The sequence below is a fragment of the Streptomyces purpureus genome, from assembly GCF_014648195.1.
Taxonomy (GTDB): Bacteria; Actinomycetota; Actinomycetes; order Streptomycetales; family Streptomycetaceae; genus Streptomyces; species Streptomyces purpureus.
The window spans coordinates 27,230-53,436 of the sequence record NZ_BMQQ01000012.1 but is presented as its reverse complement, the minus strand read 5'-3'; the positions used below and the strand labels follow the sequence as shown (position 1 = coordinate 53,436).

Genomic DNA, 26,207 nt, shown 5'->3' with positions numbered 1-26,207 from the left:
GGGGCCCGGTTCAGGCGGCGCGTACTTCGCGGTCGGTGTGCTGCGGGACGATGTGCGCGCAGGGCCGGGGCTGGGCGGCCGGCCTGCGGCGGGCGAAGGGGCGGGGCAGGGAGAAGCTGACGAAACCTTCCGCCTGCATCGCCGCGAAGCCGATGCGGGGCAGGTCGCGGCTCTTGCGGTAGACCACGAAGCGGGGTTCCCAGCGAGGCCGGAACTTGGCGTTGAACTTGTACAGCGACTCGATCTGGAACCAGCGCGAGAGGAAGACGAGCAGTCCGCGCCAGAGCCGCAGGACGGGGCCGGCGCCGATCTTCTCGCCGCGCGCGAGGGCGGCGCGGAACATGGCGAAGTTCAGCGAGACGCGCTCGATGCCGAGCCGGGGGGAGTCCTGGAGCGCGGCGACGATCAGCAGTTCGTTCATGCCGGGGTCGGCGCTGCGGTCGCGGCGCATCAGCTCCAGGGACATGCCGTCCTTGCCCCAGGGCACGAAGTGGATGATCGCCTTCAGGTCGCCGTAGGGGGAGTCGGGGTCGTCCTTGTGCGCGGTGGCGATGACGGCGTCACCGTCCCCGGGGTCGCCGATCCGGCCGAGGGCCATGGAGAAGCCGCGCTCGGTGTCGGTGCCGCGCCAGTCGGCGGCGGCGCGCCGGACGCGCTCCAGCTCTCCTTCGGAGAGGTCACGGACGCGCCGGACCTTCGTGGTGTAACCGTTGCGCTCGATGCGCTTCACCATCTGGCGCACGTTGCGCATGGCGCGCCCGGTGAGCGAGAAATCCGCGACGTCCACCACCGCCTCGTCGCCGAGCTCCAGCGCGTCGAGTCCGGTCTCGCGGGTCCAGACCTCGCCGCCGGTCTCGGAGCAGCCCATGACGGCGGGGGTCCAGGAGTGGGCCTTGGCCTCGTCCATGAACCGCTCGATGGCGCCGGGCCAGGCCTCGACGTCGCCGATGGGGTCGCCGCTGGCGAGCATCACTCCGGAGACGACGCGGTAGCAGACGGCGGCCTTGCCGCTGGGGGAGAAGACGACGCCCTTGTCGCGGCGGAGCGCGAAGTGGCCGAGGGAGTCGCGGCCGCCGTGCTTGGCGAGCAGTTCGCGCAGCCGGGACTCGTCGTCCTCGGTGAGCCGGGCGGCCGGGTGCTCGGGGCGGAAGGCCAGGTAGATGGTGGTGACGGCGGTGAGCAGGCCGAGCGCGCCGAGCGAGTAGCCGACGGTCCAGTCGACGTTGCTTGAGTAGCGGACGGGGCCTTCGTAGCCGAAGAGGCCCCACAGGACGTGCTCGAGCCGGTCGGCGAGGCTGGGGCTGCCGATGACGCGGCCCGGGTGGGCGCTGACGATGACCAGTCCGAGCCCGATCGACCCGGCGCCCATGAGGACGAAGTTGGCGAGCGCCTTCCAGCGGCTGCGCGGGTCGGGCAGGGCGGCGAACTCGCCGCGGTGGCGCAGCAGCAGGGCGAGCAGCACGACGGAGAGCAGGACGCCGACGACGGAGTGGCGCCAGACGAACTGGGCCACCGCGCCGAGCGGCAGCAGGATGACGGCGGCGCGCCAGGCGCGGCGCTTGTGGCGCTTGAGGCCGTGGGCGAGCAGCAGGAGCAGGACGCCCACGCTCAGGGACAGCGCGGCGGAGAGCGGGCCGAGCGTGCCTGGCAGCACTTCGGCGAGGGCGTGCATACGGCTGGCGCGGAAGCGGGGGAACACCCCGGCCGCGATGTCGATCAGGCCGATGAACGTGCAGGCCGTACCGACGAGGGAGGGGACCGCTTCGGGGCGCGGCCCGCGGAGTATCCGGCGTACCCGATCCGGAACCAATCCTGTTTTGTCCCCATCTACCGTGACAGACATCGCTTCCCGTGGCTCTGCGAAAGATTTGGTGTCCGGCCGCCGTGGTCAATGGGCGCCGGACCGGATGATGTGCGCCCTCTAGGACGACACGTCGGGGGAGCGGGTTCACTCGCTCTCAGGAAAATTCTCAAGGAAGAAAGCTCGAACGACTCATGGGTCTCACCAGCAACAAGGTCTTGGCGCTGGCCATCGTGCTCGCCGTGGTGTTCTTCGTAGCCACGGTGTGGCTCTGGCCACGGCTCTCCCGCCGCAGCTGGCGCGCCGTCCTCGGCCGGGTGGGGCTGCTCCTCGCCACCCAGCTCGCGCTGTTCGCGTCGGTCGGACTCGCGGCCAACAAGTCCTTCCTCTTCTACGGCTCCTGGGCCGACCTCTTCGGCCAGGAACAGGAACTGGGCGTGGTCGTCGACCATTCGGCGGGCGCCAAGGACATCAAGGTGGTCGCCACGCAGAAGCCGGACGTGCCGGGCGCGGGCCGCCCGTCGGTCGGCGGCCAGATCCAGAAGGTGGTGATCGCCGGCGAGAAGTCGAAGATCGACAGCCCGGCGTACGTCTACCTGCCGCCGGAGTACTTCCAGCCGCGGTACGCCAAGAGCACCTTTCCGGCCTCGATCGTCCTGACCGGCTACCCGGGCACCGCCGAGAACCTGCTCAAGGGCCTCAAGTACCCCAAGACCGCCCACCAGCAGGTACAGGCGGGGAAGATGCGGCCGATGATCCTGGTGATGATGCGGCCGACCGTCGCGCCGCCCCGGGACACCGAGTGCGTGGACATCCCCGGCGGCCCGCAGACCGAGACGTTCTTCGCCAAGGACCTGCCCAAGGCGGTGTCGGAGACGTACCGCGTCGGCAAGAAGCCGCAGAACTGGGGCTTCATCGGCAACTCCACCGGCGGCTACTGCGCCCTGAAGATAGCCATGCACCACCCCGAGCAGTTCTCGGCGGGCGCGGGCCTGTCCGCGTACTACAAGGCGGCCGAGGACGTGACCACCGGCGACCTCTTCCACGGCAACCAGAAGGAGCGTGACCGCGCCAACCTGCTGCGGAGCCTGGACAAGCTGCCGCCGTCCAAGAGCTCGTTCCTCGTGACCACGTCCAAGCAGGGCGAGGGCAATCTCAAGGGCACCCTGGCCTTCATCTCCAAGGTGAAGGCGCCCGCGCGCGTCTCCTCCATCACGCTGGACAGCGGCGGGCACAACTTCAACACCTGGAACCGCGAGATCCCGCCGATGCTGGCGTGGATGAGCAGCCGGCTCAGCGCGAGCTGACCGTCTCCAGCTCCACGTCGGTACGGGCGATGTCCTGGGCGTCGGCGGCGGTGGAGCGGCGCAGCGCCTCGTGCAGCGTGGCCGGGGTGAGGACGCCCAGGAAGCGGCCGGTCTCCGCCGCGTCGATGACCGCGATCCAGCCCGCGTCGTGCTGGAGCATGGTCGCGAAGGCCTGCTTGAGCGAGGCTCCGACGGGCAGCCATGCCTCCATACGGCGGGCGTGGTCCCGTACGCGGCCCTTGCCGTGGGCGGCCTGTTCGGAGGAGATCCAGCCGTGCAGGTTCTCCTCCTGGTCGAGGACGACCGCCCACCGGGAGTCGAGCGGGCGGGGCAGCGGGTCGTCGAGATGGACCACCGGGGGCTGTTCGAGGTCGCCGGACTCGATCCGGGTGACCGAGAGCCGCTTCAGACCGCGGTCCGCGCCGACGAAATCGGCGACGTACGGGGTGGCGGGGGCGCCCAGCACGGCGGCCGGGGCGTCGAACTGCTCGATCCTGCCGTTGCCGTAGACGGCGATACGGTCGCCGAGCCGCACGGCCTCCTCGATGTCGTGGGTGACGAAGAGGATGGTCTTGCGCACCTGGGACTGGAGCCGCAGGAATTCGTTCTGCAGGCGCTCGCGGACGACCGGGTCGACCGCGCCGAACGGCTCGTCCATCAGCAGCACCGGCGGATCGGCGGCCAGCGCCCGCGCCACCCCGACGCGCTGGCGCTGCCCGCCGGAGAGCTGGTCCGGATAGCGGTCGCCGTAGGTGGCGGGGTCGAGGCCGACCAGGTCGAGGAGTTCGGCGGCCCGCGCGCGGGCCTGGGCGCGGGGGACGCCGAGCAGGTGCGGCACGGTCGCGGTGTTGTCGAGGACCGTCTTGTGCGGGAAGAGGCCGACCTGCTGGATGACGTAGCCGATACGGCGGCGCAGCTGGACCGGATCGGTCTCGGCTATGTCCTGGCCGTCGAGGTATATCCGGCCCTCGGTCGGCTCGATCAGCCGGTTGACCATCTTCATCGTGGTGGTCTTGCCGCATCCAGACGGCCCGACGAGCGTGACCAGTTCACCCTCGGCGACCTCGAAGGACAGGTCGTCCACGGCGGTCGTGCCGTCGGCGTACCGCTTCGTCACGTTCTCGAATCGGATCATGGCTCCCATTGTGGTCGCTCGCCCGGGCAGGTGTGTGAAGGGCGTGTTGCCGGAATGTGGTGGTCCTCGGCGATTGTCAGTGGTCGGGGATAGGGTCGTTTTCGGTCGAACACTGGATCGGCTGACCGGGACAGGGGGTGGGGCATGAGCTGTCTGGCGACCAACGACTGGATCTGCGGGGAATATCTGCGCACCCGCAGCCAGGAGTTGACCGACGCGACGCTCCAGCACGTCGGGATCACGGTGGTCTCGGTGCTGATCGGCCTGGTCGTCGCCGTGCCGCTGGCGCTGATCGCCCGCGCGAGACCGCGGTTCGCCGGGCCGGTGCTCGGGCTGACGACCGTGCTGTACACGGTGCCGTCGCTGGCGATGTTCTCGCTGCTGCTGCCGCTGTTCGGGCTGTCGGCGGCGCTGGTGGTGACCGGTCTGGTGATGTATTCGCTGACGATTCTCGTACGGAACACCCTGGCCGGCCTCCAGGCCGTGCCCGCCGAGGCGCGGGAGGCCGCGCGCGGGATGGGGTACGGACCCGCGCGGCTGCTGTGGGAGGTCGAACTGCCGTTGGCGCTGCCGGCGCTGATGGCCGGGATACGGATGGCGACGGTCTCCACGATCGCGCTCACGACGGTCGGGTCGATCGTCGGCCGCGGCGGTCTGGGCAACCTCATCGAGGACGCCCTGCCCAGCTTCTTCAAGGCGCAGGTGCTCACCGCCTCCGTCCTCTGCGTGTTGCTCGCCGTCGTCGCCGATCTGCTGCTCCTGGGGCTCCAGCGCCTGCTCACGCCCTGGACCCGAATACGTGTCGCGGGAGGGGCCGGCTGATGGGCGTGGTCTCGGAGGCGTGGGGGTGGCTGGCCACCGGCGCCAACTGGTCGGGGGACGGCGGCGTCTGGCACCGCCTCGGCGAGCACCTGTACGTCAGCGGGGTCGCCCTCGCGGTGGCCTGCGCGGTCGCGCTGCCGCTGGGGCTCTTCCTCGGCCACCGCGGCCGGGGCGGGGCCCTCGCCATCAACGTGTCCAACGTGGGGCGGGCGGTCCCCGTCTTCGCGGTCCTCGCCCTCTTCATGGTGTCGCCGCTGCGCAACGCCGGATATCTGCCGACGATCGTCGCGCTGGTCCTGTTCGCCGTCCCGCCGCTGCTCACCAACGCGTACGTGGGCATGCGGGAGGTGGACCGGGCCGTGGTGGAGGCCGCGCGCGGCATGGGGATGTCGGGCGGGCAGCTCTTCCGCAAGGTCGAACTCCCGCTCGCGCAACCGCTGGTCATGACCGGGCTGCGGTCCGCCGCCGTGCAGGTGGTCGCCACCGCGACCATCGCGGCGATGGTCGGGCAGGGCGGCCTCGGCCGGATCATCACCGCCGGCTTCAACACGTACAACACCCCGCAGGTGGTGGCGGGCGCCCTGCTCGTGGCCGTGCTCGCCCTCCTGGTGGAGGCCGTGCTGGTGGGGGTGGGCAGGCTGCTCGGCCCGGGGCGCCCGGCGCCCGTACGCGAGGACCGCGGCCCGCTCCGCAAGACCGTGTGAAGACTCAAGACTGGGAGAGTGACTCGTGAGCAGGATCTCGCGTATCGCGGGTGCCGTGGTGGGCGCGCTGGCGCTGACGGCCGGACTCGCCGCGTGCGGCGGCGACAGCCTGGAGAAGCAGGGCGGCGGTTCGGCGGGTGCCGGCGGCGCGGGCGACGGCAAGAAGGGCTCGCTCGTCGTCGGAGCGGCGGCCTTCACCGAGTCGAAGGTGCTGGCCGAGCTGTACGCCCAGGTCCTCGGCGACGCCGGGTACCGCACCTCCGTGACCACGGTGAAAAACCGCGAACTGTACGAACCGTCGCTGGAGAAGGGTGAGATCGACGTCGTCCCCGAATACGCGGCGACGATCGCGGAATTCCTCAACGCGAAGGTGAACGGCCCGAAGGCGCCCGAAGAGAAGCCGGTCGCCAGCAGCGACCCGGCCGCCACCGTTGCGGCGCTGAAGAAGCTCGCCGAGCCGCTCGGGCTGAAGGTGCTCCCCGCCGGAGAGGCCGTCGATCAGAACGCCTTCGCGGTCACGAGGGAATTCGCCGAGAAGAACAAGCTCAAGACGCTTTCCGATCTCGGCGCCGCCAAGATCAAGGTGAAGATCGCGGCCGGCGACGAATGCTCCGTACGGCCCTTCTGCGCCCCCGGTCTGAAGAAGACCTACGGCATCGACGTGGCCGGGGTGGACCCCAAGGGCGTCGGCACCCCGCAGGCCAAGCAGGCCGTCAAGGACGGGGTGGACCAGCTCGTGCTGACCACCACGACGGACGCGACGATCGACTCCTTCGGGCTGGTGTTCCTGGAGGACGACAAGAAGCTGCAGAACGCCGACAATGTGCTGCCCGTCGTCAATGCGAAGGACGCCGGGGCACCGGAGATAGCCGCCGCGCTGGACAAGCTCACCAAGGCCCTGACGACGGCCGATCTCGCGGAGTTGAACCGCAAGGTGGACGCGGAGCGGGCGAAGCCGAGGGACGTCGCGGAGGAGTACCTCCGGTCGAAGGGACTGATCAAGAAGTAAGAGGTGGGTAAGGGGAGTCGGCCTGTTGCAGAGAAGTAAGCAAGAGAATGCCGGGCCGACCCCCCATACAGCGCCTACGCACGGTAAATTTCAGGCCATGCCACGTGGACGCCACCGCCATTCCCCACCCCTGCACAGGCTTCTGCCGCCCTCCGCGGTCGCCGGAGCTTCGGTCCTCTGTGCCGCCGGCGCCTGGCTCTTCGCCGACCCGGTGGTCCTGCGCACCCTGGTCGCCGCGGCCGCTGCCGCGGCCGTCACCGGCTCGGTCCTCATGCGCAGTTGGGACCGGAGCGCGGGCCGCAAGGTCGCCGAGCTCACCCGGGCCCGCCTCGGTGACCAGTGGAAGACCGAGGAGCGCATAGCCGAGCTGGAGTCCGACATCGAGGAGTCCCGCGAGCTGCGGGCCCGCCTCGACGCCAAACTGCGCGCCAAGCGTGTGGAGCTGGCGGGGCTGCGCGGGGAGCACGCGGCCCTGCTGCGCCGGTACGCCACGGCGGAGACCGAGCGCGCCAGCGCCCTGGAAGGCCGCCGGCAGCTCGCCATAGAGGCGTCCTCCCCGGCCAAGGCGCTGCCCGTGGCAGGTTCGACGCCCACCCCGGCCTCCTACCTCGCGGCGGCCAGGGCGCTGGAGAACCTCTCGCGCAACGCTGCCACCCAGGAGGCCCGCCGTACCGCCGAGGCGGCCCGCAAGCGCGACCTGGCCGAGCGGGCCCGGGAGACGGAGGAGCCGCGGGGGAAGCACGCGGCGGGCGGTGCGCAGCAGGAGACCGAGCACCACACCCGCCCTCAGCGCGCCCTGCCCGCGGTCTCCGCGGTCCCCGCCGTACGGGCCGTCCCGGCCGCGGCCGCGATCGTCCCGTACACGCAGCACCGCCCGGTACCGCGCCCCGAGGGCGGGTTCGACTTCTTCGGCACGCAGAAGAAGGCGGCGGCCGCGATCGAGGCGGTCGCCGGCGAAGACCTCGCCGACGTGGTGGGGGCCGAGGCGCTCGCCGCGCACCGGCGAACCGAGGAGCGCGCGGTCGGCAAGGTCATCGACCTGACCGCGCACGACGAGACCGAGCAGCTCGATGTGGCCGAGCTGCGCGGAGCGGTGAATTCCTGACGCCAGGCACTGTTTACCGCGGTAATCCGACCGCACTGATCGTGGCGCCTCTGCCCGCACCTCACGGCCGTCCGGCCGCCGGGGTGCGGGCAGAAGCATGTCCGGGGCCCTGGAGCCGCCACGCGCAGCCGTCAGCCGCCAGCCGTCAGATGAAGCGGATGTGGCGCACGCCGACCTGCATGCGGCGCAGCCGGTGCCGCATCGGGCTGTCCGTGTTCGGGACAAGGGTGAGCCCCGCCGAGGCCGCGATCCGGTCGGCGACCTGAGGGACCGTCAGCCGGTCCGTCCGGATGTGCTGCGCGAACTCAGGTCCTTGGAGCCGCTCCAGGCAGCGATCCAGCTTCGCGACGGCGAAGCTCTCCCGCTTCAGGCCGCGCCCGAGCCCCCGCTCGCTCAACCGGCGCAGCACCGTCTCGCGGCGCGCGAGCAGCGCGAAGTGGTGCACGTCGTGCCCGCTCTCCCGGAGCCGTCCGACGATCTCCTCGAAGTACGGGCCCTCCACCAGCGTCATGGGGACGATCACCGCGCCCCTGTGGCGCCGCAGAGTCAGATCCAGCACCTCGAAGACGCCCTGGCGCCAGGCCGGCAGGTCCTGGAAGTCACCGCGCAGCGCGCGGGGCGTCATCCGGTGCAGACCGAACCCGACCTCCTCCGGGTCGCACACCACGCTCCCCGGCAGCCGGCGCCGCAGCTCGTAGGCGGTCTGCGTCTTGCCGCCCCCGAAGGGGCCGTTGATCCACAGCAGCATGGGGCTCAGACTGCCCCGCCACCGCCCGCCCGAACCAGTCCGGTCTCGTAGGCGAGCACCACGACCTGCACGCGGTCGCGCAGGTTCAGTTTGGTGAGGATGCGGCCCACATGGGTCTTCACGGTCGCTTCGGAGAGCACGAGACGGGCGGCGATCTCGCCGTTGGACAGCCCCTGGGCGACCAGCATCATGACCTCCCGTTCCCGGTCGGTGAGCTTCTCCACTGCCTTGTGCCGCGGCTCCTTGCCCCCCGACGGCAGCAGCGGCGAGAACCGGTCGAGCAGCCGCCTCGTCGTCGACGGCGCCACCACCGCGTCACCGCTGTGCACCGAGCGGATGGCACCGAGGAGTTCGCTCGGCGGCACGTCCTTGAGCATGAAGCCGCTGGCACCCGCCTTCAGCCCGGAGAAGGCGTACTCGTCCAGGTCGAAGGTGGTCAGGATCAGCACCTTCGGGGCGTCCGGCTGCGCGCAGATACGGCGGGTGGCCTCGACCCCGTCGAGCTTCGGCATCCGGACGTCCATGAGGACGACGTCCACGGCGGTGGAGCGGAGGTTCTCGATCGCCTCGACGCCGTCACCGGCCTCCGCGACGACCTCCATGTCCGGCTGGGCGGCCAGCACCATACGGAAACCGGTGCGCAGGAGCATCTGGTCGTCGACGAGCATCACACGGATCGTCATGGCTGTCCTTTACGGGCTGTGGGGCGGGCGGCCCCAGGGGGCCGGGGCGGCGCTAGTGGGCGGGCTTGAGGGGAAGCAGGGCGCTGATGCGGAAGCCGCCGCCGGGCCGCGGCCCCGCGTCCAGCGTGCCGCCGACCATGCCGACCCGTTCACGCATACCGATCAGACCGTGACCGCGGCCGTCGGCGCCACCGTCCTCGTACATCTCGTGCGTGGCGCCCCGGCCGTCGTCCTCGACGAGCAGTCCGAGCCCGTCGTCGAAGTAGACCAGCCGTACGCTCGCCCCGACGTCCGGACCGCCGTGCTTGCGGGTGTTGGTGAGGGCTTCCTGCACGATCCGGTACGCGGTGAGCTCGACGCCGCTGGGCAGCGGCCGGGGCGTGCCCTCGATCTTGAAGTCGACGGCGAGACCGGCGCTGCGCACCTGCTCGACGAGGTCCCCGATCTGTTCGACGTCCGGCTGGGGCACGTACTCCCCGGCCTCCTGGTGCTCGCCGGTGCGCAGTACGCCGAGGAGCCGGCGCATCTCGGCGAGCGCCTGCCGGCCGGTGCTGGAGATGGTCTCCAGGGCCTGCTTGGCCTGGTCGGGTGCGGCGTCCAGGACGTAGGCGGCGCCGTCGGCCTGCACCACCATCACGGAGACGTTGTGGGCGACGACGTCGTGCAGTTCGCGGGCGATCCGGGCGCGTTCGGCGGCGACGGCGACCTTGGCCTGCGCCTCGCGCTCCTTCTCCAGACGCGAGGCGCGTTCCTCGAGTTGGGCGAAGTAGGCGCGGCGGGTGCGCACCGAGTCACCGAGGACCCAGGCGAGGGCGAACGGCACCGTCATGATCACCGTGAAGAAGACCTCGGCACCGAGCCCGGCCTCGGCCGCCGTCGGCCAGCGCAGCTGCGTCAGGGTGGCCGCGCTCAGCCCGCCCACCAGCGCCAGTCTGGAGGCCCAGCGCGGCCCGTCGTGCGCCGCGACGGTGTAGATGATCACGAGCATGGCGAAGTCGCCGATGTTCGGCTCGACGTTCACGGCAAGCTGGAGCAGGCCGAGGACGGCCGCGAGCAGAAGCATCTTCTCCGGCGCGCGGCGGCGCAGGGCGACCACGGTGCTCAGGCCCAGGGCGACGCAGACATGGCCGGCGAGCGGCTCGACCGACGAGGCTTTGGAGACCACCCACAGCATGGAGAACCCGAGGAGGACGACACCCCAGAAGGTGTCGACGCCCGTCGGGTGTCTGCGGAGAAAGTCGTAGAGGCGCTGCACGTGACAAGCGTAGGGAAAGCGGATAGGTGCATGGGTCAACCGGAGGGGCGATCCGGTCGGCCGGGGCGTACTCCGCAAGGTGGAGACTGGTGATCATGACGGACGAAGCATCGGGTGATGCGTGTAACCCACCCGGCGGACCGGACCGCGGACCGGACCGGGGACCGGGCGGCGGGCCGGACGCCGGACCGGACGCCGGACCGGGCTGGCTCGGCTGGCGGGAGGCGACCGAGCGGGCGCTGTACGGGCCCGGTGGCTTCTATCTGCGCCCCGAGGGCCCGGCCGGTCACTTCCGTACGTCCGTCCACGCCTCCCCGCTCTTCGCGTCCGCCGTGGCCAGGCTGCTGACGCGGCTCGCGGACGAACTCGGCGGCGGCGAGACAGGCGACGACGAGATCGCGCTGGTTGACATCGGCGCCGGGCGCGGGGAGCTGCTGACCGGGGTGCTGGCGGCGCTCGAACCCGGCCTGCGGGAGCGGGTCCGCGCGTACGGCGTCGAGCGTGCGCCCCGCCCGTCCGGTCTCGACCCGCGCATCGAGTGGACCGGCCGGCCGCCCGTCGGCGTGCGAGGGCTGCTGTTCGCCAACGAGTGGCTGGACAACGTCCCGGTCGACATCGCGCAGACCGACGAGGACGGGGTGCGCCGGTATGTGGAGGTACGTGCGGACGGCACCGAGCGCCTCGGCGCACCGGTCCAGGGCGCGGACGCCCAATGGCTGGCCCGCTGGTGGCCGCGGACCGGGCCGGGGGAGCGGGCCGAGATCGGCCGGCCCCGCGACGAGGCCTGGGCTGCGGCGCTCGCCACGCTCACCGAAGGCCTCGCGGTCGCGGTCGACTACGCGCACGTACGCGAGGCCCGGCCGCCGTTCGGGACGCTGACCGGCTTCCGCGCGGGCCGGGAGGTCCGGCCCGTCCCCGACGGCAGCTGCGACCTCACCTCCCATGTGGCGCTGGACGCCTGCGCGGCGGACGGCGGCGAATTGCTGACCCAGCGGGAGGCGCTCGCCCGCCTCGGCGTCGCCGCCGAGCGGCCCCCGCTGGCCTTGGCCTCGTCCGACCCGGTGGGGTACGTCCGGGCCCTGTCGGCGGCGGGCGAGGCGGCGGAGCTGCTGGCGCGCGGCGGACTCGGCGACTTCACCTGGCTGATGCGACGGGTGCCGGCGGGAAGCTGACGGGAGGGGGAGCCGCCGGCTTTCGCGCGGCACGCGCGCTTGGGCGCGGCCTCGGCGTCGGTGACGGCGGCATCGACGATGTGCCGCGGGTACGCGCGCGTGGCGAGGCGAGAGGCTGTGCGGCCGTTTCCGCGGGGCGCCCGTCCGTCCGTACCTCGGAGGGGAGAGGACCGTGTCGGAGGCGCGAGGGATACTGTCCGACATGACGGAGACCACGGTCGGCATCGGCGGCGCGGCGGAGAGCACCGACATGGTGCTCAACATCGGCCCCCAGCATCCCTCCACCCATGGCGTGCTCCGCCTGCGCCTGGTCCTGGACGGCGAGGTGATCCGGCACGCCGAACCGGTCGTCGGCTACATGCACCGCGGCGCCGAGAAGCTGTTCGAGGCCCGCGACTACCGCCAGATCGTGATGCTCGCCAACCGCCACGACTGGCTGTCGGCGTTCTCCAACGAGCTCGGTGTGGTGATGGCCGTCGAGCGCATGCTCGGCATGGAGGTTCCCGAGCGCGCGGTGTGGACGCGGACGCTGCTCGCCGAGCTGAACCGGGTCCTCAACCACCTGATGTTCCTCGGCTCGTACCCCCTCGAACTGGGTGGAATCACCCCGATCTTCCACGCGTTCCGGGAGCGGGAGGACCTCCAGCACGTCATGGAGGAGGTCTCCGGCGGCCGGATGCACTACATGTTCAACCGCGTCGGCGGGCTCAAGGAGGACCTGCCGGCCGGCTGGCTCGGCCGGGTCCGCGAGGCCGTCGCCGCCTGCCGAGGGCGGATGGACGTGTACGACCGGCTGGTCCTCGGCAACGAGATCTTCCGCGGCCGGACGAGGGGCGTGGGCGTCCTGGCGGCCGAGACCGTCCACGCGTACGGCGTGAGCGGCCCGATCGCGCGCGCCTCCGGCGTCGACTTCGACCTGCGCCGCGACGAGCCGTACCTCGCCTACGGCGAGCTCGGCGACGTGCTGCGCGTCGTCACCCGGCAGGAGGGCGACTGCCTCGCCCGCTTCGAGTGCCTCCTGGAGCAGACCCACAACTCCCTGGACCTGGCGGACGCCTGCCTGGACCGGCTGGCCGAGCTGCCGCCCGGCCCGATCAACCAGCGCCTGCCGAAGGTGCTGAAGGCCCCCGAGGGCCACACGTACGCGTGGACCGAGAACCCCCTCGGCATCAACGGCTACTACCTCGTCTCCAAGGGCGAGAAGACGCCGTACCGCCTCAAGCTGCGCTCGGCGTCGTACAACAACATCCAGGCGCTGATCGAGCTTCTGCCGGGGACGCTGGTGGCGGACATGGTGGCGATCCTGGGCTCGCTGTTCTTCGTCGTCGGCGACATCGACAAGTAGGCCGGGCCCCGGCCCTTCCGCCGGGGCTAGCGGAGGACCGCCTCCAGGAAGTCGGAGCCGATCCGGGCGACGGCGGCGACGTCGAGCTGGTGCATGACGTAGCGGCCCCGGCGGCGGGTGGAGAGCAGCCCGGCCTTCTTGAGCACCGCCAGGTGCCGGGAGACCTCGGGCGCGGTGATGCCGTACGCGTCGGCCAGCTCGCTCGTCGTGTACGACGCCCTGGCGAGGTTGCGGCACAGCCGCATCCGCAGCGGGTGGGAGACCGCCTCCAGCCGGAGCTTGACCGTCTCCACGGGGAGGACGCCGGCCAGCTCGCCGGAGCTGACCGGGTACTGGATCACCGGCTGCCAGCCGGGGGCGTACAGCGCGATCAGATGCGGCCAGCCGAAGGCGGTCGGCAGGAACGTCACGCCACTGCCCTGTGCGGTCGTACGGCCGTCCGACAGCTTGTCGACGACGAGCCGGGAGCCGTGGGCGTCCTCCTCCAGGGTCAGGGCGGACGACACGGCCGCGACGGCCCCGGACAGGCCCTTGCGGCGCATCAGCTCCGTCTTGTGCCGGGCGTCCGTGGCGAGCTGGACGTGGACACGGCGCCAGGTGTCCGCGAAGAACGCCTCGTCGCAGTCCTCCAGGAGACGGCGGATCCACGCGCGCGTGCCGGGCGGATCGGCGAGCATCCGGCGGACGAACGCGGCCTGCCGCGGGCCGCGGGCGGCGGCGAGATCGAGCGCGCGCTGCCGCATCGCCGCGTCGACGAGCGGTGAGGGGCCGCTGCGGTCGTAGAACCCGGCGCAATTGATCTCCAGCGCCGCCGCGACGTACCGCTCGTCGTCCATCCGGTCCAGATCGTCCAGCTCCTCGGCGAGCGTCTCCCGGGGCTGGGCCGGCAGCAGGATGTCCGACCGGGTCGACCGCCACATGAAGTCCGCCTCATGGAGCCGGTCGGCGAGCTCGGGCTTCAGCCCGGCGGCGGTCGTCGTCGTCCAGCCGTGCAGCCGCGCGTGATGCCCGGGCTCGGACAGCGCGTGCAACGCGGCGCCGAGCTCGGCGAGCGGCGAGGGCCCGAAGGCGATCCGCTCCTGCGGCAGTCCGGTGATGTCGATGGTTACGCTCACGCCCCTATGGTGCGGCCCGAAGGCGGCACGAGAGCACGCCGTTTGACGAGCCCCGTCAATCGACGCCCGGCTGCCCCGTACCCGCGGGCCGGTGGGGCCGGCCCCCGGCGGGGTTTCGGGAAGGGGCGGGGTGGGGGAAAGCACCCCCCGGCACCGGACCCCGACGCCAGTCGTACCGCGGCCCACAGCCTGTGGACAGTCACGGAAGCGAGCCAAACGCTGGCGTAGCATGACGAAGAATCGTCCGGTACCCCCCGCGGACTGGAACGGAAGGCCGTCCTCAGCGTGAACGCACCACCAGAACCCCGCCCCGCCCGTCTCACCGTCGGCGTCGTCGGTGCAGGCCGGGTCGGACCCGCACTCGCGGCGTCCCTTCAGCTCGCCGGGCACCGCCCGGTCGCCGTCTCCGGGGTCTCCGACGCGTCCGTGCGCCGGGCGGCCGCCCTGCTCCCCGATGTGCCTCTCGTGCCGCCCGCGCAGGTGCTGGAGCGCGCCGAACTGGTGCTGCTGACCGTTCCCGACGACGCCCTGCCCGGGCTGGTCGAAGGCCTCGCCGAGACCGGAGCCGTACGCCCCGGGCAGCTCCTGGTCCACACCTCCGGGCGGTACGGCACCAAGGTCCTGGACCCGGCCCGCCGCGCCGGGGCGCTGCCGCTCGCCCTGCACCCGGCCATGACCTTCACCGGCACCGCCGTGGACGTGCAGCGGCTGGCCGGCTGCTCCTTCGGCGTCACCGCCCCCGACGAGCTGCGGCTCGCCGCCGAGGCGCTCGTCATCGAGATGGGCGGCGAGCCCGAGTGGATCGAGGAGGAGGCCCGCCCGCTCTACCACGCGGCCCTCGCCCTCGGCGCGAACCACCTGGTCACGCTCGTCGCCCAGTCCATGGAGCTGCTCCGCACGGCCGGGGTCGCCGCCCCCGACCGGATGCTCGGCCCGCTGCTCGGCGCCGCGCTCGACAACGCTCTGCGCTCCGGCGACGCCGCCCTGACCGGCCCCGTCGCGCGCGGTGACGCCGGTACGGTCGCCGCGCACATCGCCGAGCTGCGCAAACACGCCCCCGGCACGGTCGCCGGCTATCTCGCGATGGCCCGCACGACCGCGGACCGTGCCCTCGCCCATGGCCTGCTCAAGCCCGAGCTCGCCGAAGACCTGCTGGGAGTCCTCGCGGAGGGGGACCAAGGATGAGCCTCGAACCGGTCCGTACGGCGGGCGACCTGCACGCCCTGCCCACCAGCGGCCCCCGCGCCGTGGTCATGACCATGGGCGCCCTCCACGACGGCCACGCCACCCTCGTACGGGCCGCCCGCGCGCACGTCGGCCCCGAAGGCTTCGTCGTGGTCACCGTCTTCGTCAACCCGCTCCAGTTCGGTGCGGGCGAGGACCTCGACCGCTACCCCCGCACCCTGGAGGCCGACCTCAAGATCGCCGAGGAGGCCGGCGCCGACGCCGTGTTCGCCCCCTTCGTGGACGAGGTCTACCCCGGTGGGGAGCCCCAGGTCCGGATCGCGGCGGGCCCCATGGGCGAGCGCCTCGAAGGTGCCTCCCGGCCCGGCCACTTCGACGGCATGCTCACCGTCGTCGCCAAGCTCCTCCACCTCACCCGCCCCGACGTCGCCTTCTTCGGCCAGAAGGACGCCCAGCAGCTCGCGCTGATCCGCCGCATGGTCCGCGACCTCAACTTCCCGGTCGAGATCGTCGGCGTACCGACCGTCCGCGAGCCCGACGGCCTCGCCCTCTCCAGCCGCAACCGCTACCTGTCCGCGCCCGAGCGGCGCACCGCCCTTGCCCTGTCCGGGGCCCTGTTCGCGGCCCACGACCGGCTCGCCGCCCAGCAGGCCCTGCGCGCGCGTGCCGAGTCCCTGCCCGCCCCGCAGGACCGCGCCGAGGCGCTCTCCCGGCTGGGCGAGGCGCGCGCCGCCGCCGACGCCCACGCGGTCGCCCAGGCCGGCCCCGGCTGTGCCGACGCCGTACGGGCCGCCGCCCGCGCCGTCCTCGACGACGCCGCCAAGGCCACCCCGCCGCTCACCCTCGACTACGTCGTCCTGGTCGACCCGGCCGACTTCACCGAGGTCCCCGACGACCACACCGGCGAGGCGATCCTCGCCGTCGCCGCGCGCGTGGGCACGACGCGGCTGATCGACAACCTTCCCCTGACCTTCGGAGCCTCCCAGTGACCGGAATACGGCTGCACGCGCCCGCGCCGGGCTGGGCCATCGACGCCGACGTCGTCGTGGTCGGCTCCGGCGTCGCCGGACTCACCGCCGCCCTGCGCTGCACCGCCGCCGGCCTGCGTACGGTCGTCGTCACCAAGGCCCGCCTCGACGACGGGTCCACCCGCTGGGCCCAAGGCGGCATCGCGGCCGCGCTCGGCGAGGGCGACACCCCCGAGCAGCACCTGGACGACACCCTCGTCGCGGGCGCGGGCCTCTGCGACGAGGTGGCCGTACGCACCCTGGTCACCGAAGGCCCCGACGCCGTACGCCGCCTCATCGCCACCGGCGCCGACTTCGACAAGGACGCCGGCGGCGCCATCGCCCTCACCCGCGAGGGCGGCCACCACCGGCGCCGGATCGCCCACGCCGGAGGCGACGCCACCGGCGCCGAGATCTCCCGCGCGCTCGTCGAGGCCATCCGCGACCGCGGCGTCCGCACCATCGAGCACGCCCTCGTCCTGGACCTCCTCACCGACGCCGAAGGCCGTACGGCCGGTGTCACCCTGCATGTGATGGGCGAGGGCCAGCACGACGGCGTCGGCGCCGTCCACGCCCCCGCCGTGGTCCTCGCCACGGGCGGCATGGGCCAGGTCTTCTCCGCCACCACCAACCCGTCCGTCTCCACCGGAGACGGCGTGGCGCTCGCCCTGCGCGCCGGGGCCGAGGTCTCCGACCTCGAATTCGTCCAGTTCCACCCGACCGTGCTCTTCCTCGGCGCGGACTCCGAAGGCCAGCAGCCGCTGGTCTCCGAGGCGGTACGGGGCGAGGGCGCCCATCTCGTCGACGCCGCCGGCACCCGCTTCATGGTCGGGCAGCACGAGCTCGCCGAGCTCGCCCCCCGCGACATCGTCGCCAAGGCGATCACCCGCCGGATGCTGGAGCAGGGCACCCAGCACATGTACCTCGACGCCCGTCACTTCGGCGCCGAGATGTGGGAGCAGCGCTTCCCGACGATCCTGGCCGCCTGCCGCTCCCACGGCATCGACCCGGTCACCGAACCCGTCCCGGTCGCCCCGGCCGCCCACTACGCCTCCGGCGGCGTCCGCACCGACCTGCACGGCCGGACCACCGTCCCCGGCCTCTACGCCTGCGGCGAGGTCGCCTGCACCGGCGTGCACGGCGCCAACCGCCTGGCCTCCAACTCCCTCCTCGAAGGGCTGGTCTTCGCCGAGCGCATCGCCGAGGACATCGCGGCGACCGCCGCCCGGGCCGGCGAGGCGGTCCCGCACCCCGCCCCCGTCACGCTGCCGCTGCCCGACCCGGGCGCCCGGGTCCGTATCCAGCGGATCATGACCGCCGGCGCCGGGGTGCTGCGCTCCGCCGAGAGCCTGGCGGCCGCCGCCGAGGCCCTGGACGGGCTGCACGCCGACGCCGTCGCCGCCGCGGACGACGACCGCAAGGCCGCCGAGCCGGGCGTCGAGTCCTGGGAGACGACCAACCTGCTGTGCGTCGCCCGGGTCCTGGTCGCCGCCGCGCGCCGCCGCGAGGAGACCCGCGGCTGCCACTGGCGCGAGGACCACCCCGACCGCGACGACACCGGCTGGCGCCGCCACCTCGTCGTCAGCCTCACCCCGGACCGCGCCCTGGACGTCCGGGCCACCGGCACCCAAGACTTCCCCCCGACAGTCGCCGACGCCCCCCTGGAGCCGTAACCGTGAGCACGCCCGAAGAACGTCCGCGTCCCGTGGACGTACCGCTGATCCAGATCGGCGCCCCCAGCGCCTCCGGCGAGGAGAGCGGCGGCTGCGGCGAAGGCTGCGGCTGCGGCGACGAGGTGTACGAGTGCGGGCTCGACCCGGCCCTCGCCCAGCTCCTCGCCGACGCCGGGCTCGATCCCGTCCAGGTCGAGGACATCGCGCACCTCGCCATCGAGGAGGACCTCGACGGCGGCGTCGACGTCACCACCGTCGCGACCGTCCCCGAGGACGCCGTAGCCACCGCCGACTTCACCGCCCGCGAAGCGGGCGTGGTGGCCGGTCTGCGGGTCGCCGAGGCCGTCCTGTCCATCGTCTGCACGTCGAGCTTCGAGGTGGAGCGGCACGTCGAGGACGGCGCGCGCGTGGAGCCCGGACAGAAGCTGCTGTCCGTCACGGCCCGCACCCGCGACCTGCTCACCGGCGAGCGCAGCGCCCTGAACATCCTGGGCCGCCTCTCCGGCATCGCCACCGCCACGCGCGCGTGGGCCGACGCCCTCGAAGGCACCGGCGCCAAGGTCCGCGACACCCGCAAGACCACCCCGGGCCTGCGGGCCCTGGAGAAGTACGCCGTGCGCTGCGGCGGCGGCGTCAACCACCGCATGTCGCTCTCCGACGCCGCCCTGGTCAAGGACAACCACGTGGTGGCCGCGGGCGGCGTCGCGCAGGCCTTCAAGGCCGTACGGGAGCAGTTCCCCGGCGTGCCGATCGAGGTCGAGGTCGACACCCTGCACCAGGTCCGCGAGGTCCTCGACGCGGGCGCCGACCTGATCCTCCTGGACAACTTCACCCCCCTGGAGACCGAGGAGGCCGTCGCCCTGGTGGCCGGCCGCGCCGCCCTGGAGTCCTCGGGCCGCCTCACCCTGGAGAACGCGGCCGCCTACGCCGCGACCGGGGTGGACTACCTCGCCGTCGGCGCGCTCACCCACTCCGCCAAGGTCCTGGACATCGGCCTCGACCTGCGTGAGGCGAACGCCTGATGCTGCTCACCATCGATGTCGGCAACACCCACACCGTCCTCGGACTCTTCGACGGCGAGGAGATCGTCGAACACTGGCGCATCTCCACGGATCCGCGCCGCACCGCCGACGAGATGGCGGTCCTGCTCCAGGGCCTGATGGGCATGCACCCCCTGCTCGGCATGGAGCTGGGCGACGGCATCGAGGGCATCTCGATCTGCTCGACCGTCCCCTCGGTCCTGCACGAGCTGCGCGAGGTGACCCGGCGGTACTACGGCGACGTGCCGGCGGTGCTGGTGGAGCCCGGCATCAAGACGGGCGTGCCGATCCTGACGGACAACCCCAAGGAGGTCGGCGCGGACCGCGTGATCAACGCGGCCGCGGCGGTCGAGCTCTACGGCGGCCCGGCGATCGTCGTGGACTTCGGCACGGCGACGACGTACGACGCGGTCACCGCGCGCGGTGAGTACGCGGGCGGCGCGATCGCCCCCGGTATCGAGATCTCCGTCGACGCCCTCGGCGTCCGCGGCGCCCAGCTCCGCAAGATCGAGCTGGCCCGCCCGCGCAGCGTGATCGGCAAGAACACGGTCGAGGCGATGCAGGCGGGCATCGTCTTCGGCTTCGCCGGCCAGGTCGACGGTGTGGTCTCGCGCATGAAGCGCGAGCTGACGGGCCCCGGCGGGGACCCCTCCGACGTCACGGTGATCGCGACCGGCGGTCTGGCGCCGATGGTCCTCGGCGAATCCACCGAGATCGACGAGCACGAGCCATGGCTGACCCTGATCGGCCTGCGCCTGGTCTACGAACGCAACGTCTCCCGCATGTAGCGCCCGGCCCTGCGGGCCCCAAGGCGCCCGGGGCGCCTCGGGGCCGTCGGCAACTGCTCCGCCGGACCGCTCCGGGCGTGCTCGGGGCAGCTCGCCCGGCTCCACGAGCCTCAAGGCGCCCGGTGCGCCCTCGGGCCGCCCCTGGCGCCGGGGCCCCAGCCCCCGGCAACGCGTTCCGGGGCAGCCCGCCCGGCTCCCCGCCCTCAAGGCGCCTAGTGCGCCCTCGGGCCGGGCCCGAGCCGCCGCCGGGGCCCCAGCCCCGGCAACGCGCCCGGCTCACTCACCTAAACGAATTTTGTCCGATTAGCGCGTATCGTCGGCCCATGCCCACGCCATACGGATCCCGCGGCGGCATGGCGTTCAGCGCAGACGAGCTGCGTGTGCTCCGACGCGCCCTCGCCATCGCCCTTCACCCGACCCCCCTCGCCGTCGAGGAGGTCCAGGACTGCCTGAGTCTCGCCGACTCCGTGGACGAAGCCGTACGCGAGGCCGGGCGGCTGCGCGCGTTCCTGGTCGACGATCTGGGCCGCTACCGCGCGGCCCTGCCCGGTTCCGCCGCCGGCTACCTGGAGCTCCTCCAGGACGTCCTCGCGGCCGGCTACGAACCCCGCGCCGAGGATCTCGCCGCCCTGCGCACCCTGCGCGCCACACCCGCTGGAGCGCTGCTCCTCGACCGCTGCCAGGGCCTCGCCGAGCAGTCCGTACGCGCCCGCCTCACCAGGACGCCCGCGCCCCGCACCCGGCTGCTCGCCCTGCCCGGAGGCCGCTGCGCCGACGACAAGCCCAAGCCCGCGCCGAAGGAGCCCGCCCCCAAGCAGCCCGCGCCAGCCGAGCGCCCCGTCCCCAAGCCCTCCGAGGTCTTTCCGCCACGCCGGCGCCCCGCACCGCCCCCGTCCGAGCAACTCGCCGCCGGATAGCTACTCTGGACGGCATGGAATACCTCTCCGCGCTCCTGCCCCCCGTCGTGATGGCCGTGTTCTTCATCGGCCTCGTCGTGACGATCGTCAAGAGCCAGGGCGGACCCAACAAGGCCAAGGAGGACGCCGCCGTGGACGCGGCGCTCGCCCGCGCCGAGGCCGCCCGCCAGGCCGACGGCACCACCACCCCGTAGGGCCGGCCGCCGCCCGCACGGGCCGCCCCGCACCAAGGACGTACGACTTCATGCCGTACGTCCTTTTTGCTCCGTCTGGCCAGTTCAATAACAGTCCATTACGAGATCGCCCACTATGGTGGCGCTGTGCCCCGTCAATTGGGAGAGCTCGAAGACGCCGTCATGTCCCGCGTCTGGCAATGGAACCGCCCGGTGACCGTCCGGGAAGTCCTGGAGGATCTGCAGCAGGAACGGTCCATCGCCTACACGACGGTCATGACGGTTATGGACAATCTCCATCAGAAGGGCTGGGTGCGCCGGGAAGTCGACGGCCGCGCCTATCGATATACCGCGGTCTCCACACGCGCCGCCTACGCGGCCGCTCTCATGAACGAGGCCTGGGCCCAGAGCGACAACCCCGCCGCCGCCCTTGTCGCCTTCTTCGGCATGATGTCGCCCGAGCAGCGGGTCGCACTCCAGGACGCCGTCCGCATGGTCCAGCTGGACGAGCCGCAGCCCGGCCCGGAAGAGGAAGGCACACCGCGGCGGACTCCGGAACAGGCCCCGGAAGAGGCCGGAGAACAGGCCGCCGACCAGGGTCCGGAGCCGGGGCGATAGCGTCCCCCCATGTCGTCCACCGCGCCTCCGTCCCCGACCCCGAATCCCGCGCCAAAAGCCGTGACCGTACGCCGCGCCCGTACCGGCGATGTCGCGGCCGTCCGCCGACTCGTCGACCCGTACGTCACCTCGGGCATCCTGCTCGACAAAGCGACGGTCACGCTTTACGAGGACATCCAGGAGTTCTGGGTCGCGGAACGGGACGAGGACGGTGTGGTCGTCGGCTGCGGCGCACTCCACGTGATGTGGGAAGACCTCGCGGAAGTGCGTACCCTCGCGGTCGATCCCGACTTCAAGGGCGCCGGCGTCGGCCACCAGGTGCTCGACAAGTTGTTGCACACGGCCCGCTGGCTCGGCGTCCGCCGGGTTTTCTGCCTCACCTTCGAAGTCGACTTCTTCGCGAAGCACGGCTTCGTCGAGATCGGCGAGACTCCGGTCGACGGAGATGTCTACAGCGAGCTGCTGCGTTCCTATGACGAGGGCGTCGCGGAGTTCCTCGGTCTCGAACGAGTGAAGCCGAACACCTTGGGCAACAGCCGGATGCTTCTGCACCTGTGATCGTATCGATCGCCCGGAACCCTATGTCCGAATCGCGCACGTTTCCCGCGCTGTCGGGGATCTGAACCTCTCCCAGGGGTTTGTGTTTTTCAGAGAAAAGCGGTTTCCTTTCCGCGTACTGCATTTTCGATGAAAGGAAATCCGGTGGCACAGAAGGTTCAGGTCCTTCTTGTCGACGACCTCGACGGCGGCGAGGCGGACGAGACCGTGACGTTCGCTCTGGACGGCAAGACCTACGAGATCGACCTCACCACCGCCAACGCGGACAAGCTCCGCGGCCTGCTCGAGCCGTACACCAAGAGCGGTCGCCGTACCGGCGGCCGGTCCGCCGCCGGCCGTGGCAAGGGCCGCAGTGTCGCCGCCTCCGGCGGGAACAAGGACACCGCGGAAATCCGCGCCTGGGCGAAGGCGAACGGTTTTGAGGTCAATGACCGCGGCCGCGTCCCCGCGACCGTCCGCGAGGCCTACGAGAAGGCCAACGGCTGAGTCCGCAGCAGCCGGGCCCGGTGGCATTCCGTCGCCGCCGCGTCCACGAGTCGTGCGAGACCGGAGCCGGCGCCCCCCACCGCGGGCAGAGCCGGCAGTGACGGCTCGACCTCGCGCCCGGGCTCGGGGGGCCGCAGCCATACGGCGGCCCCCTGCGGGCCGGAGCCGCTCCATCCTGGGGGAACAGGAGCGGTGATCCGGCCGCCCGCGCCGAGGACCGTGAGGTCGAGGGCGATGCCGCCCCACTCCAGCCAGTCGAGCAGCCCCGACAGCTCCTCGGCGCTTCCCGCGGCCACCAGCAGCCGCATACGGGGTCCCATGAGGGCCACCGGGCCCGTGCCGCCCATCCTTCGCAGCACGGCGTAGCCGGCCACCGCAGGCAGGTCCAGGACGTCGAAACGGCGTCCGGTGGGCAGCAGTACCGGGGAGCCCGCCGCCCCGCCCTCCGTGGCCCAGCCGAGCTCGTCCTCGTACCAGCGCGCGAGGTCGGGCCGTTCGAGCGGTGTCCGGCAGAGCGGTGTCCGGGGGAGCGGGACGGTGAAAGCCATGCCGGGAAAACTCCGCCGGCCCACCACCGGTTACGCGGGTGGTAACGCTCCGTCCTTCGCCGTGTGCGCAGAGTGTCCGGCATGGGGGCGTACGGGTGTATTCGTGAGCGCAAGGATGTTCGCCCGTAGCGGAGGGAACGGGGGAATGCCGCATGGAGTGTCAGTGCGAGCGGGTAAGACATTCCTAGTGGGGAGGGGCGACACGCAGGCCTTGAGGTCTCACGTTCGCCATCGGCGTACAGATGGCACGGGTAACCGCTTGGCCTGCGGGAACATCGTCTCGCACCATCGAGTTGGAGCAGTTGTCGGCGTTCGGGGTCAGGAGGCCAAGGACGGTGTCGGCAGTTGGAATGAGCGGTCCCTGCTTGCGGGACTAAGCTGCGGAAGGACAGGGAGGGGATCGACCCCTAACTGACTGACCGCTCTGAGGAGCGATTAACGATGTTCGAGAGGTTCACCGACCGCGCGCGGCGGGTTGTCGTCCTGGCTCAGGAAGAAGCCCGGATGCTCAACCACAACTACATCGGCACCGAGCACATCCTCCTGGGCCTTATCCACGAGGGTGAGGGTGTCGCCGCTAAGGCCCTGGAGAGCCTCGGGATTTCGCTCGAGGCGGTCCGCCAGCAGGTGGAGGAGATCATCGGCCAGGGCCAGCAGGCCCCGTCCGGGCACATCCCGTTCACCCCTCGTGCCAAGAAGGTCCTGGAGCTGTCGCTCCGCGAGGCCCTTCAGCTGGGCCACAACTACATCGGCACGGAGCACATCCTGCTCGGCCTGATCCGCGAGGGCGAGGGCGTCGCCGCCCAGGTCCTCGTGAAGCTCGGCGCCGATCTCAACCGGGTGCGGCAGCAGGTCATCCAGCTGCTCTCCGGCTACCAGGGCAAGGAAGCCGCCACCGCGGGCGGTCCTGCCGAGGGCACTCCCTCGACGTCCCTGGTCCTCGACCAGTTCGGCCGGAACCTCACCCAGGCCGCTCGTGAGTCCAAGCTCGACCCGGTCATCGGGCGCGAGAAGGAGATCGAGCGGGTCATGCAGGTGCTGTCCCGCCGGACCAAGAACAACCCCGTGCTCATCGGCGAGCCCGGCGTCGGCAAGACCGCCGTCGTCGAGGGCCTGGCGCAGGCCATCGTCAAGGGCGAGGTGCCCGAGACCCTCAAGGACAAGCACCTCTACACCCTCGACCTGGGCGCGCTGGTCGCCGGCTCCCGCTACCGCGGTGACTTCGAGGAGCGCCTGAAGAAGGTCCTCAAGGAGATCCGCACCCGCGGCGACATCATCCTGTTCATCGACGAGCTCCACACCCTGGTGGGTGCGGGCGCCGCCGAGGGCGCGATCGACGCGGCTTCCATCCTGAAGCCGATGCTCGCGCGCGGTGAGCTCCAGACCATCGGTGCCACCACCCTCGACGAGTACCGCAAGTACCTGGAGAAGGACGCCGCGCTGGAGCGCCGCTTCCAGCCGATCCAGGTCGCCGAGCCGTCGCTGCCGCACACGATCGAGATCCTCAAGGGTCTGCGCGACCGGTACGAGGCCCACCACCGGGTCTCCATCACGGACGAGGCCCTGGTCCAGGCCGCGACCCTGGCGGACCGCTACATCTCGGACCGCTTCCTGCCGGACAAGGCGATCGACCTGATCGACGAGGCCGGTTCCCGGATGCGCATCCGCCGGATGACCGCGCCGCCGGACCTCCGCGAGTTCGACGAGAAGATCGCCGGCGTCCGCCGGGACAAGGAGTCCGCGATCGACTCCCAGGACTTCGAGAAGGCGGCGTCTCTCCGCGACAAGGAGAAGCAGCTGCTGGCGGCGAAGGCCAAGCGGGAGAAGGAGTGGAAGGCCGGCGACATGGACGTCGTCGCCGAGGTCGACGGCGAGCTGATCGCCGAGGTCCTCGCGACCGCCACCGGCATCCCGGTCTTCAAGCTGACCGAGGAGGAGTCCTCGCGACTGCTCCGCATGGAGGACGAGCTCCACAAGCGCGTCATCGGCCAGAAGGACGCGGTCATCGCGCTCTCCAAGGCCATCCGCCGTACGCGGGCCGGTCTGAAGGATCCGAAGCGCCCCGGTGGCTCGTTCATCTTCGCCGGCCCGTCCGGTGTCGGTAAGACCGAGCTGTCCAAGTCGCTCGCCGAATTCCTCTTCGGCGACGAGGACGCGATGATCTCGCTCGACATGTCGGAGTTCAGCGAGAAGCACACGGTTTCCCGCCTCTTCGGTTCCCCGCCCGGATACGTGGGTTACGAAGAGGGCGGCCAGCTCACCGAGAAGGTGCGCCGCAAGCCGTTCTCCGTCGTCCTCTTCGACGAGGTCGAGAAGGCCCACCCCGATATCTTCAATTCCCTGCTCCAGATTCTGGAAGACGGTCGTCTGACCGACTCCCAGGGCCGGGTCGTGGACTTCAAGAACACGGTCATCATCATGACGACCAACCTCGGGACCCGGGACATCTCGAAGGGCTTCAACCTGGGCTTCGCCGCCCAGGGCGACACGAAGTCCAACTACGAGCGGATGAAGAACAAGGTCAGCGACGAGCTGAAGCAGCACTTCCGCCCCGAGTTCCTCAACCGTGTGGACGACGTCATCGTCTTCCCGCAGCTGACGCAGGACGACATCCTCCAGATCGTCGACCTGATGATCAACCGGGTGGACGAGCGCCTCAAGGACCGGGACATGGGCATCGAGCTCAGCCAGTCCGCCAAGGAGCTGCTCGCCAAGAAGGGCTACGACCCGGTGCTGGGCGCCCGTCCGCTGCGTCGGACGATCCAGCGCGAGGTCGAGGACACCCTCTCCGAGAAGATCCTCTTCGGCGAGCTGCGCCCCGGCCACATCGTGGTCGTGGACACCGAGGGCGAGGGCGAGGAGAAGAAGTTCACCTTCCGCGGCGAGGAGAAGTCGGCGCTGCCCGACGTCCCGCCGATCGAGCAGGCGGCCGGCGGTGGCGGGCCGAACCTCTCGAAGGACGCGTAAGCGCCTGAAGGCTGAGGACTGAAGACAGGGGCTGCCCCGGACCGTG

25 protein-coding genes are annotated in these 26,207 nt (G+C 71.6%); 18 read left to right on the top strand and 7 right to left on the bottom strand.

The genetic code is table 11. The features are described from left to right. Positions 1–10 precede the first annotated feature (10 nt). Entirely contained in the window at positions 11–1,843 is a 1,833-nt protein-coding gene (locus IEZ01_RS17000) for a phosphatidylglycerol lysyltransferase domain-containing protein (RefSeq protein WP_189202435.1), read from the bottom strand. Positions 1,844–1,995: 152 nt separating this feature from the next. On the opposite strand from IEZ01_RS17000, the gene IEZ01_RS16995 reads away from it, so the two are divergent. Then, on the top strand, positions 1,996–3,108 hold the full coding sequence (locus IEZ01_RS16995) for an alpha/beta hydrolase (RefSeq protein WP_019888428.1): 1,113 nt from the start codon (positions 1,996–1,998) through the stop codon (positions 3,106–3,108). On the opposite strand, the gene IEZ01_RS16990 is transcribed toward IEZ01_RS16995, so the two are convergent. Next, positions 3,095–4,243 carry an ABC transporter ATP-binding protein gene (locus IEZ01_RS16990; RefSeq protein ID WP_189202433.1) on the bottom strand — a complete coding sequence of 383 codons (1,149 nt, stop codon included), beginning with the start codon at positions 4,241–4,243 and terminating at the stop codon, positions 3,095–3,097. The two genes, IEZ01_RS16995 and IEZ01_RS16990, sit on opposite strands and share 14 nt — an antisense overlap. A 144-nt stretch (positions 4,244–4,387) precedes the next feature. On the opposite strand from IEZ01_RS16990, the gene IEZ01_RS16985 reads away from it, so the two are divergent. From IEZ01_RS16985 to IEZ01_RS16970, 4 genes are all read left to right on the top strand, one after another. Continuing rightward, positions 4,388–5,065 (top strand): ABC transporter permease, encoded by a 678-nt coding sequence (locus IEZ01_RS16985; protein ID WP_189202431.1) that lies wholly within the window; start codon positions 4,388–4,390, stop codon positions 5,063–5,065. Continuing rightward, positions 5,065–5,769 carry an ABC transporter permease gene (locus IEZ01_RS16980; RefSeq protein WP_019888431.1) on the top strand — a complete coding sequence of 235 codons (705 nt, stop codon included), beginning with the start codon at positions 5,065–5,067 and terminating at the stop codon, positions 5,767–5,769. Before IEZ01_RS16985 ends, IEZ01_RS16980 begins: the two co-directional genes overlap by 1 nt. Before the next feature lie 25 nt (positions 5,770–5,794). Further along, on the top strand, positions 5,795–6,778 hold the full coding sequence (locus IEZ01_RS16975) for an ABC transporter substrate-binding protein (RefSeq protein WP_028797812.1): 984 nt from the start codon (positions 5,795–5,797) through the stop codon (positions 6,776–6,778). A 97-nt stretch (positions 6,779–6,875) separates the two neighbouring features. After that, on the top strand, positions 6,876–7,883 hold the full coding sequence (locus IEZ01_RS16970; protein WP_189202429.1) for a hypothetical protein: 1,008 nt from the start codon (positions 6,876–6,878) through the stop codon (positions 7,881–7,883). A gap of 145 nt (positions 7,884–8,028) precedes the next feature. Here IEZ01_RS16970 and IEZ01_RS16965 read toward each other — a convergent pair whose 3' ends face one another. From IEZ01_RS16965 to IEZ01_RS16955, 3 genes are read right to left on the bottom strand one after another with little or no spacing between them, the layout of a single operon-like run. Continuing rightward, positions 8,029–8,631: an AAA family ATPase gene (locus IEZ01_RS16965; RefSeq protein WP_019888434.1), complete on the bottom strand. Its 603-nt coding sequence runs from the start codon at positions 8,629–8,631 to the stop codon at positions 8,029–8,031. Positions 8,632–8,636: 5 nt separating this feature from the next. After that, entirely contained in the window at positions 8,637–9,314 is a 678-nt protein-coding gene (locus IEZ01_RS16960; protein ID WP_019888435.1) for a response regulator, read from the bottom strand. Between the two features lie 52 nt (positions 9,315–9,366). Further along, complete coding sequence (locus IEZ01_RS16955) at positions 9,367–10,569, bottom strand: sensor histidine kinase (protein ID WP_019888436.1); 1,203 nt, start codon at positions 10,567–10,569, stop codon at positions 9,367–9,369. A gap of 95 nt (positions 10,570–10,664) precedes the next feature. On the opposite strand from IEZ01_RS16955, the gene IEZ01_RS16950 reads away from it, so the two are divergent. Then, positions 10,665–11,741, top strand: a complete 1,077-nt coding sequence (locus IEZ01_RS16950) for an SAM-dependent methyltransferase (RefSeq protein ID WP_373287626.1) — start codon at positions 10,665–10,667, stop codon at positions 11,739–11,741. 202 nt (positions 11,742–11,943) lie between these two features. Beyond that, complete coding sequence (locus IEZ01_RS16945; RefSeq protein ID WP_019888438.1) at positions 11,944–13,086, top strand: NADH-quinone oxidoreductase subunit D; 1,143 nt, start codon at positions 11,944–11,946, stop codon at positions 13,084–13,086. 26 nt (positions 13,087–13,112) lie between these two features. On the opposite strand, the gene IEZ01_RS16940 is transcribed toward IEZ01_RS16945, so the two are convergent. Then, positions 13,113–14,201 (bottom strand): DUF5937 family protein, encoded by a 1,089-nt coding sequence (locus IEZ01_RS16940; protein ID WP_189202427.1) that lies wholly within the window; start codon positions 14,199–14,201, stop codon positions 13,113–13,115. A gap of 285 nt (positions 14,202–14,486) precedes the next feature. On the opposite strand from IEZ01_RS16940, the gene IEZ01_RS16935 reads away from it, so the two are divergent. The 10 genes from IEZ01_RS16935 (at position 14,487) to IEZ01_RS16890 (ending at position 22,646) form a co-directional block, all read left to right on the top strand. Beyond that, complete coding sequence (locus IEZ01_RS16935; protein WP_019888441.1) at positions 14,487–15,386, top strand: Rossmann-like and DUF2520 domain-containing protein; 900 nt, start codon at positions 14,487–14,489, stop codon at positions 15,384–15,386. Then, complete coding sequence (gene panC / locus IEZ01_RS16930; protein ID WP_019888442.1) at positions 15,383–16,375, top strand: pantoate--beta-alanine ligase; 993 nt, start codon at positions 15,383–15,385, stop codon at positions 16,373–16,375. The genes IEZ01_RS16935 and panC overlap by 4 nt, the downstream gene beginning before the upstream one ends. Then, positions 16,372–18,066, top strand: a complete 1,695-nt coding sequence (locus IEZ01_RS16925) for an L-aspartate oxidase (protein WP_019888443.1) — start codon at positions 16,372–16,374, stop codon at positions 18,064–18,066. The genes panC and IEZ01_RS16925 overlap by 4 nt, the downstream gene beginning before the upstream one ends. A gap of 2 nt (positions 18,067–18,068) precedes the next feature. Next, on the top strand, positions 18,069–19,088 hold the full coding sequence (nadC, locus tag IEZ01_RS16920; RefSeq protein WP_028797813.1) for a carboxylating nicotinate-nucleotide diphosphorylase: 1,020 nt from the start codon (positions 18,069–18,071) through the stop codon (positions 19,086–19,088). Continuing rightward, entirely contained in the window at positions 19,088–19,894 is an 807-nt protein-coding gene (locus tag IEZ01_RS16915; RefSeq protein ID WP_019888445.1) for a type III pantothenate kinase, read from the top strand. Before nadC ends, IEZ01_RS16915 begins: the two co-directional genes overlap by 1 nt. Positions 19,895–20,247: 353 nt before the next feature. After that, entirely contained in the window at positions 20,248–20,811 is a 564-nt protein-coding gene (locus IEZ01_RS16910; RefSeq protein WP_189202528.1) for a hypothetical protein, read from the top strand. A 14-nt stretch (positions 20,812–20,825) separates the two neighbouring features. Then, positions 20,826–21,005, top strand: coding sequence for a hypothetical protein (locus IEZ01_RS16905; protein ID WP_019888447.1), 180 nt, complete (start codon positions 20,826–20,828; stop codon positions 21,003–21,005). Between the two features lie 126 nt (positions 21,006–21,131). Continuing rightward, a complete protein-coding gene (locus IEZ01_RS16900; RefSeq protein WP_078513369.1) occupies positions 21,132–21,602 on the top strand; it encodes a BlaI/MecI/CopY family transcriptional regulator in 471 nt (156 codons plus the stop codon). A 9-nt stretch (positions 21,603–21,611) separates the two neighbouring features. Beyond that, positions 21,612–22,160 (top strand): amino-acid N-acetyltransferase, encoded by a 549-nt coding sequence (locus IEZ01_RS16895; RefSeq protein WP_189202425.1) that lies wholly within the window; start codon positions 21,612–21,614, stop codon positions 22,158–22,160. Between the two features lie 144 nt (positions 22,161–22,304). Beyond that, complete coding sequence (locus IEZ01_RS16890) at positions 22,305–22,646, top strand: histone-like nucleoid-structuring protein Lsr2 (RefSeq protein ID WP_019888451.1); 342 nt, start codon at positions 22,305–22,307, stop codon at positions 22,644–22,646. Here the strand turns inward: IEZ01_RS16890 and IEZ01_RS16885 are convergent. Beyond that, a complete protein-coding gene (locus IEZ01_RS16885; protein ID WP_019888452.1) occupies positions 22,625–23,194 on the bottom strand; it encodes an SCO3374 family protein in 570 nt (189 codons plus the stop codon). The two genes, IEZ01_RS16890 and IEZ01_RS16885, sit on opposite strands and share 22 nt — an antisense overlap. A gap of 441 nt (positions 23,195–23,635) precedes the next feature. Between IEZ01_RS16885 and IEZ01_RS16880 the strand changes: the two genes are divergently transcribed. Continuing rightward, entirely contained in the window at positions 23,636–26,161 is a 2,526-nt protein-coding gene (locus tag IEZ01_RS16880) for an ATP-dependent Clp protease ATP-binding subunit (protein WP_019888454.1), read from the top strand. The last annotated feature ends 46 nt before the right edge of the window (positions 26,162–26,207 follow it).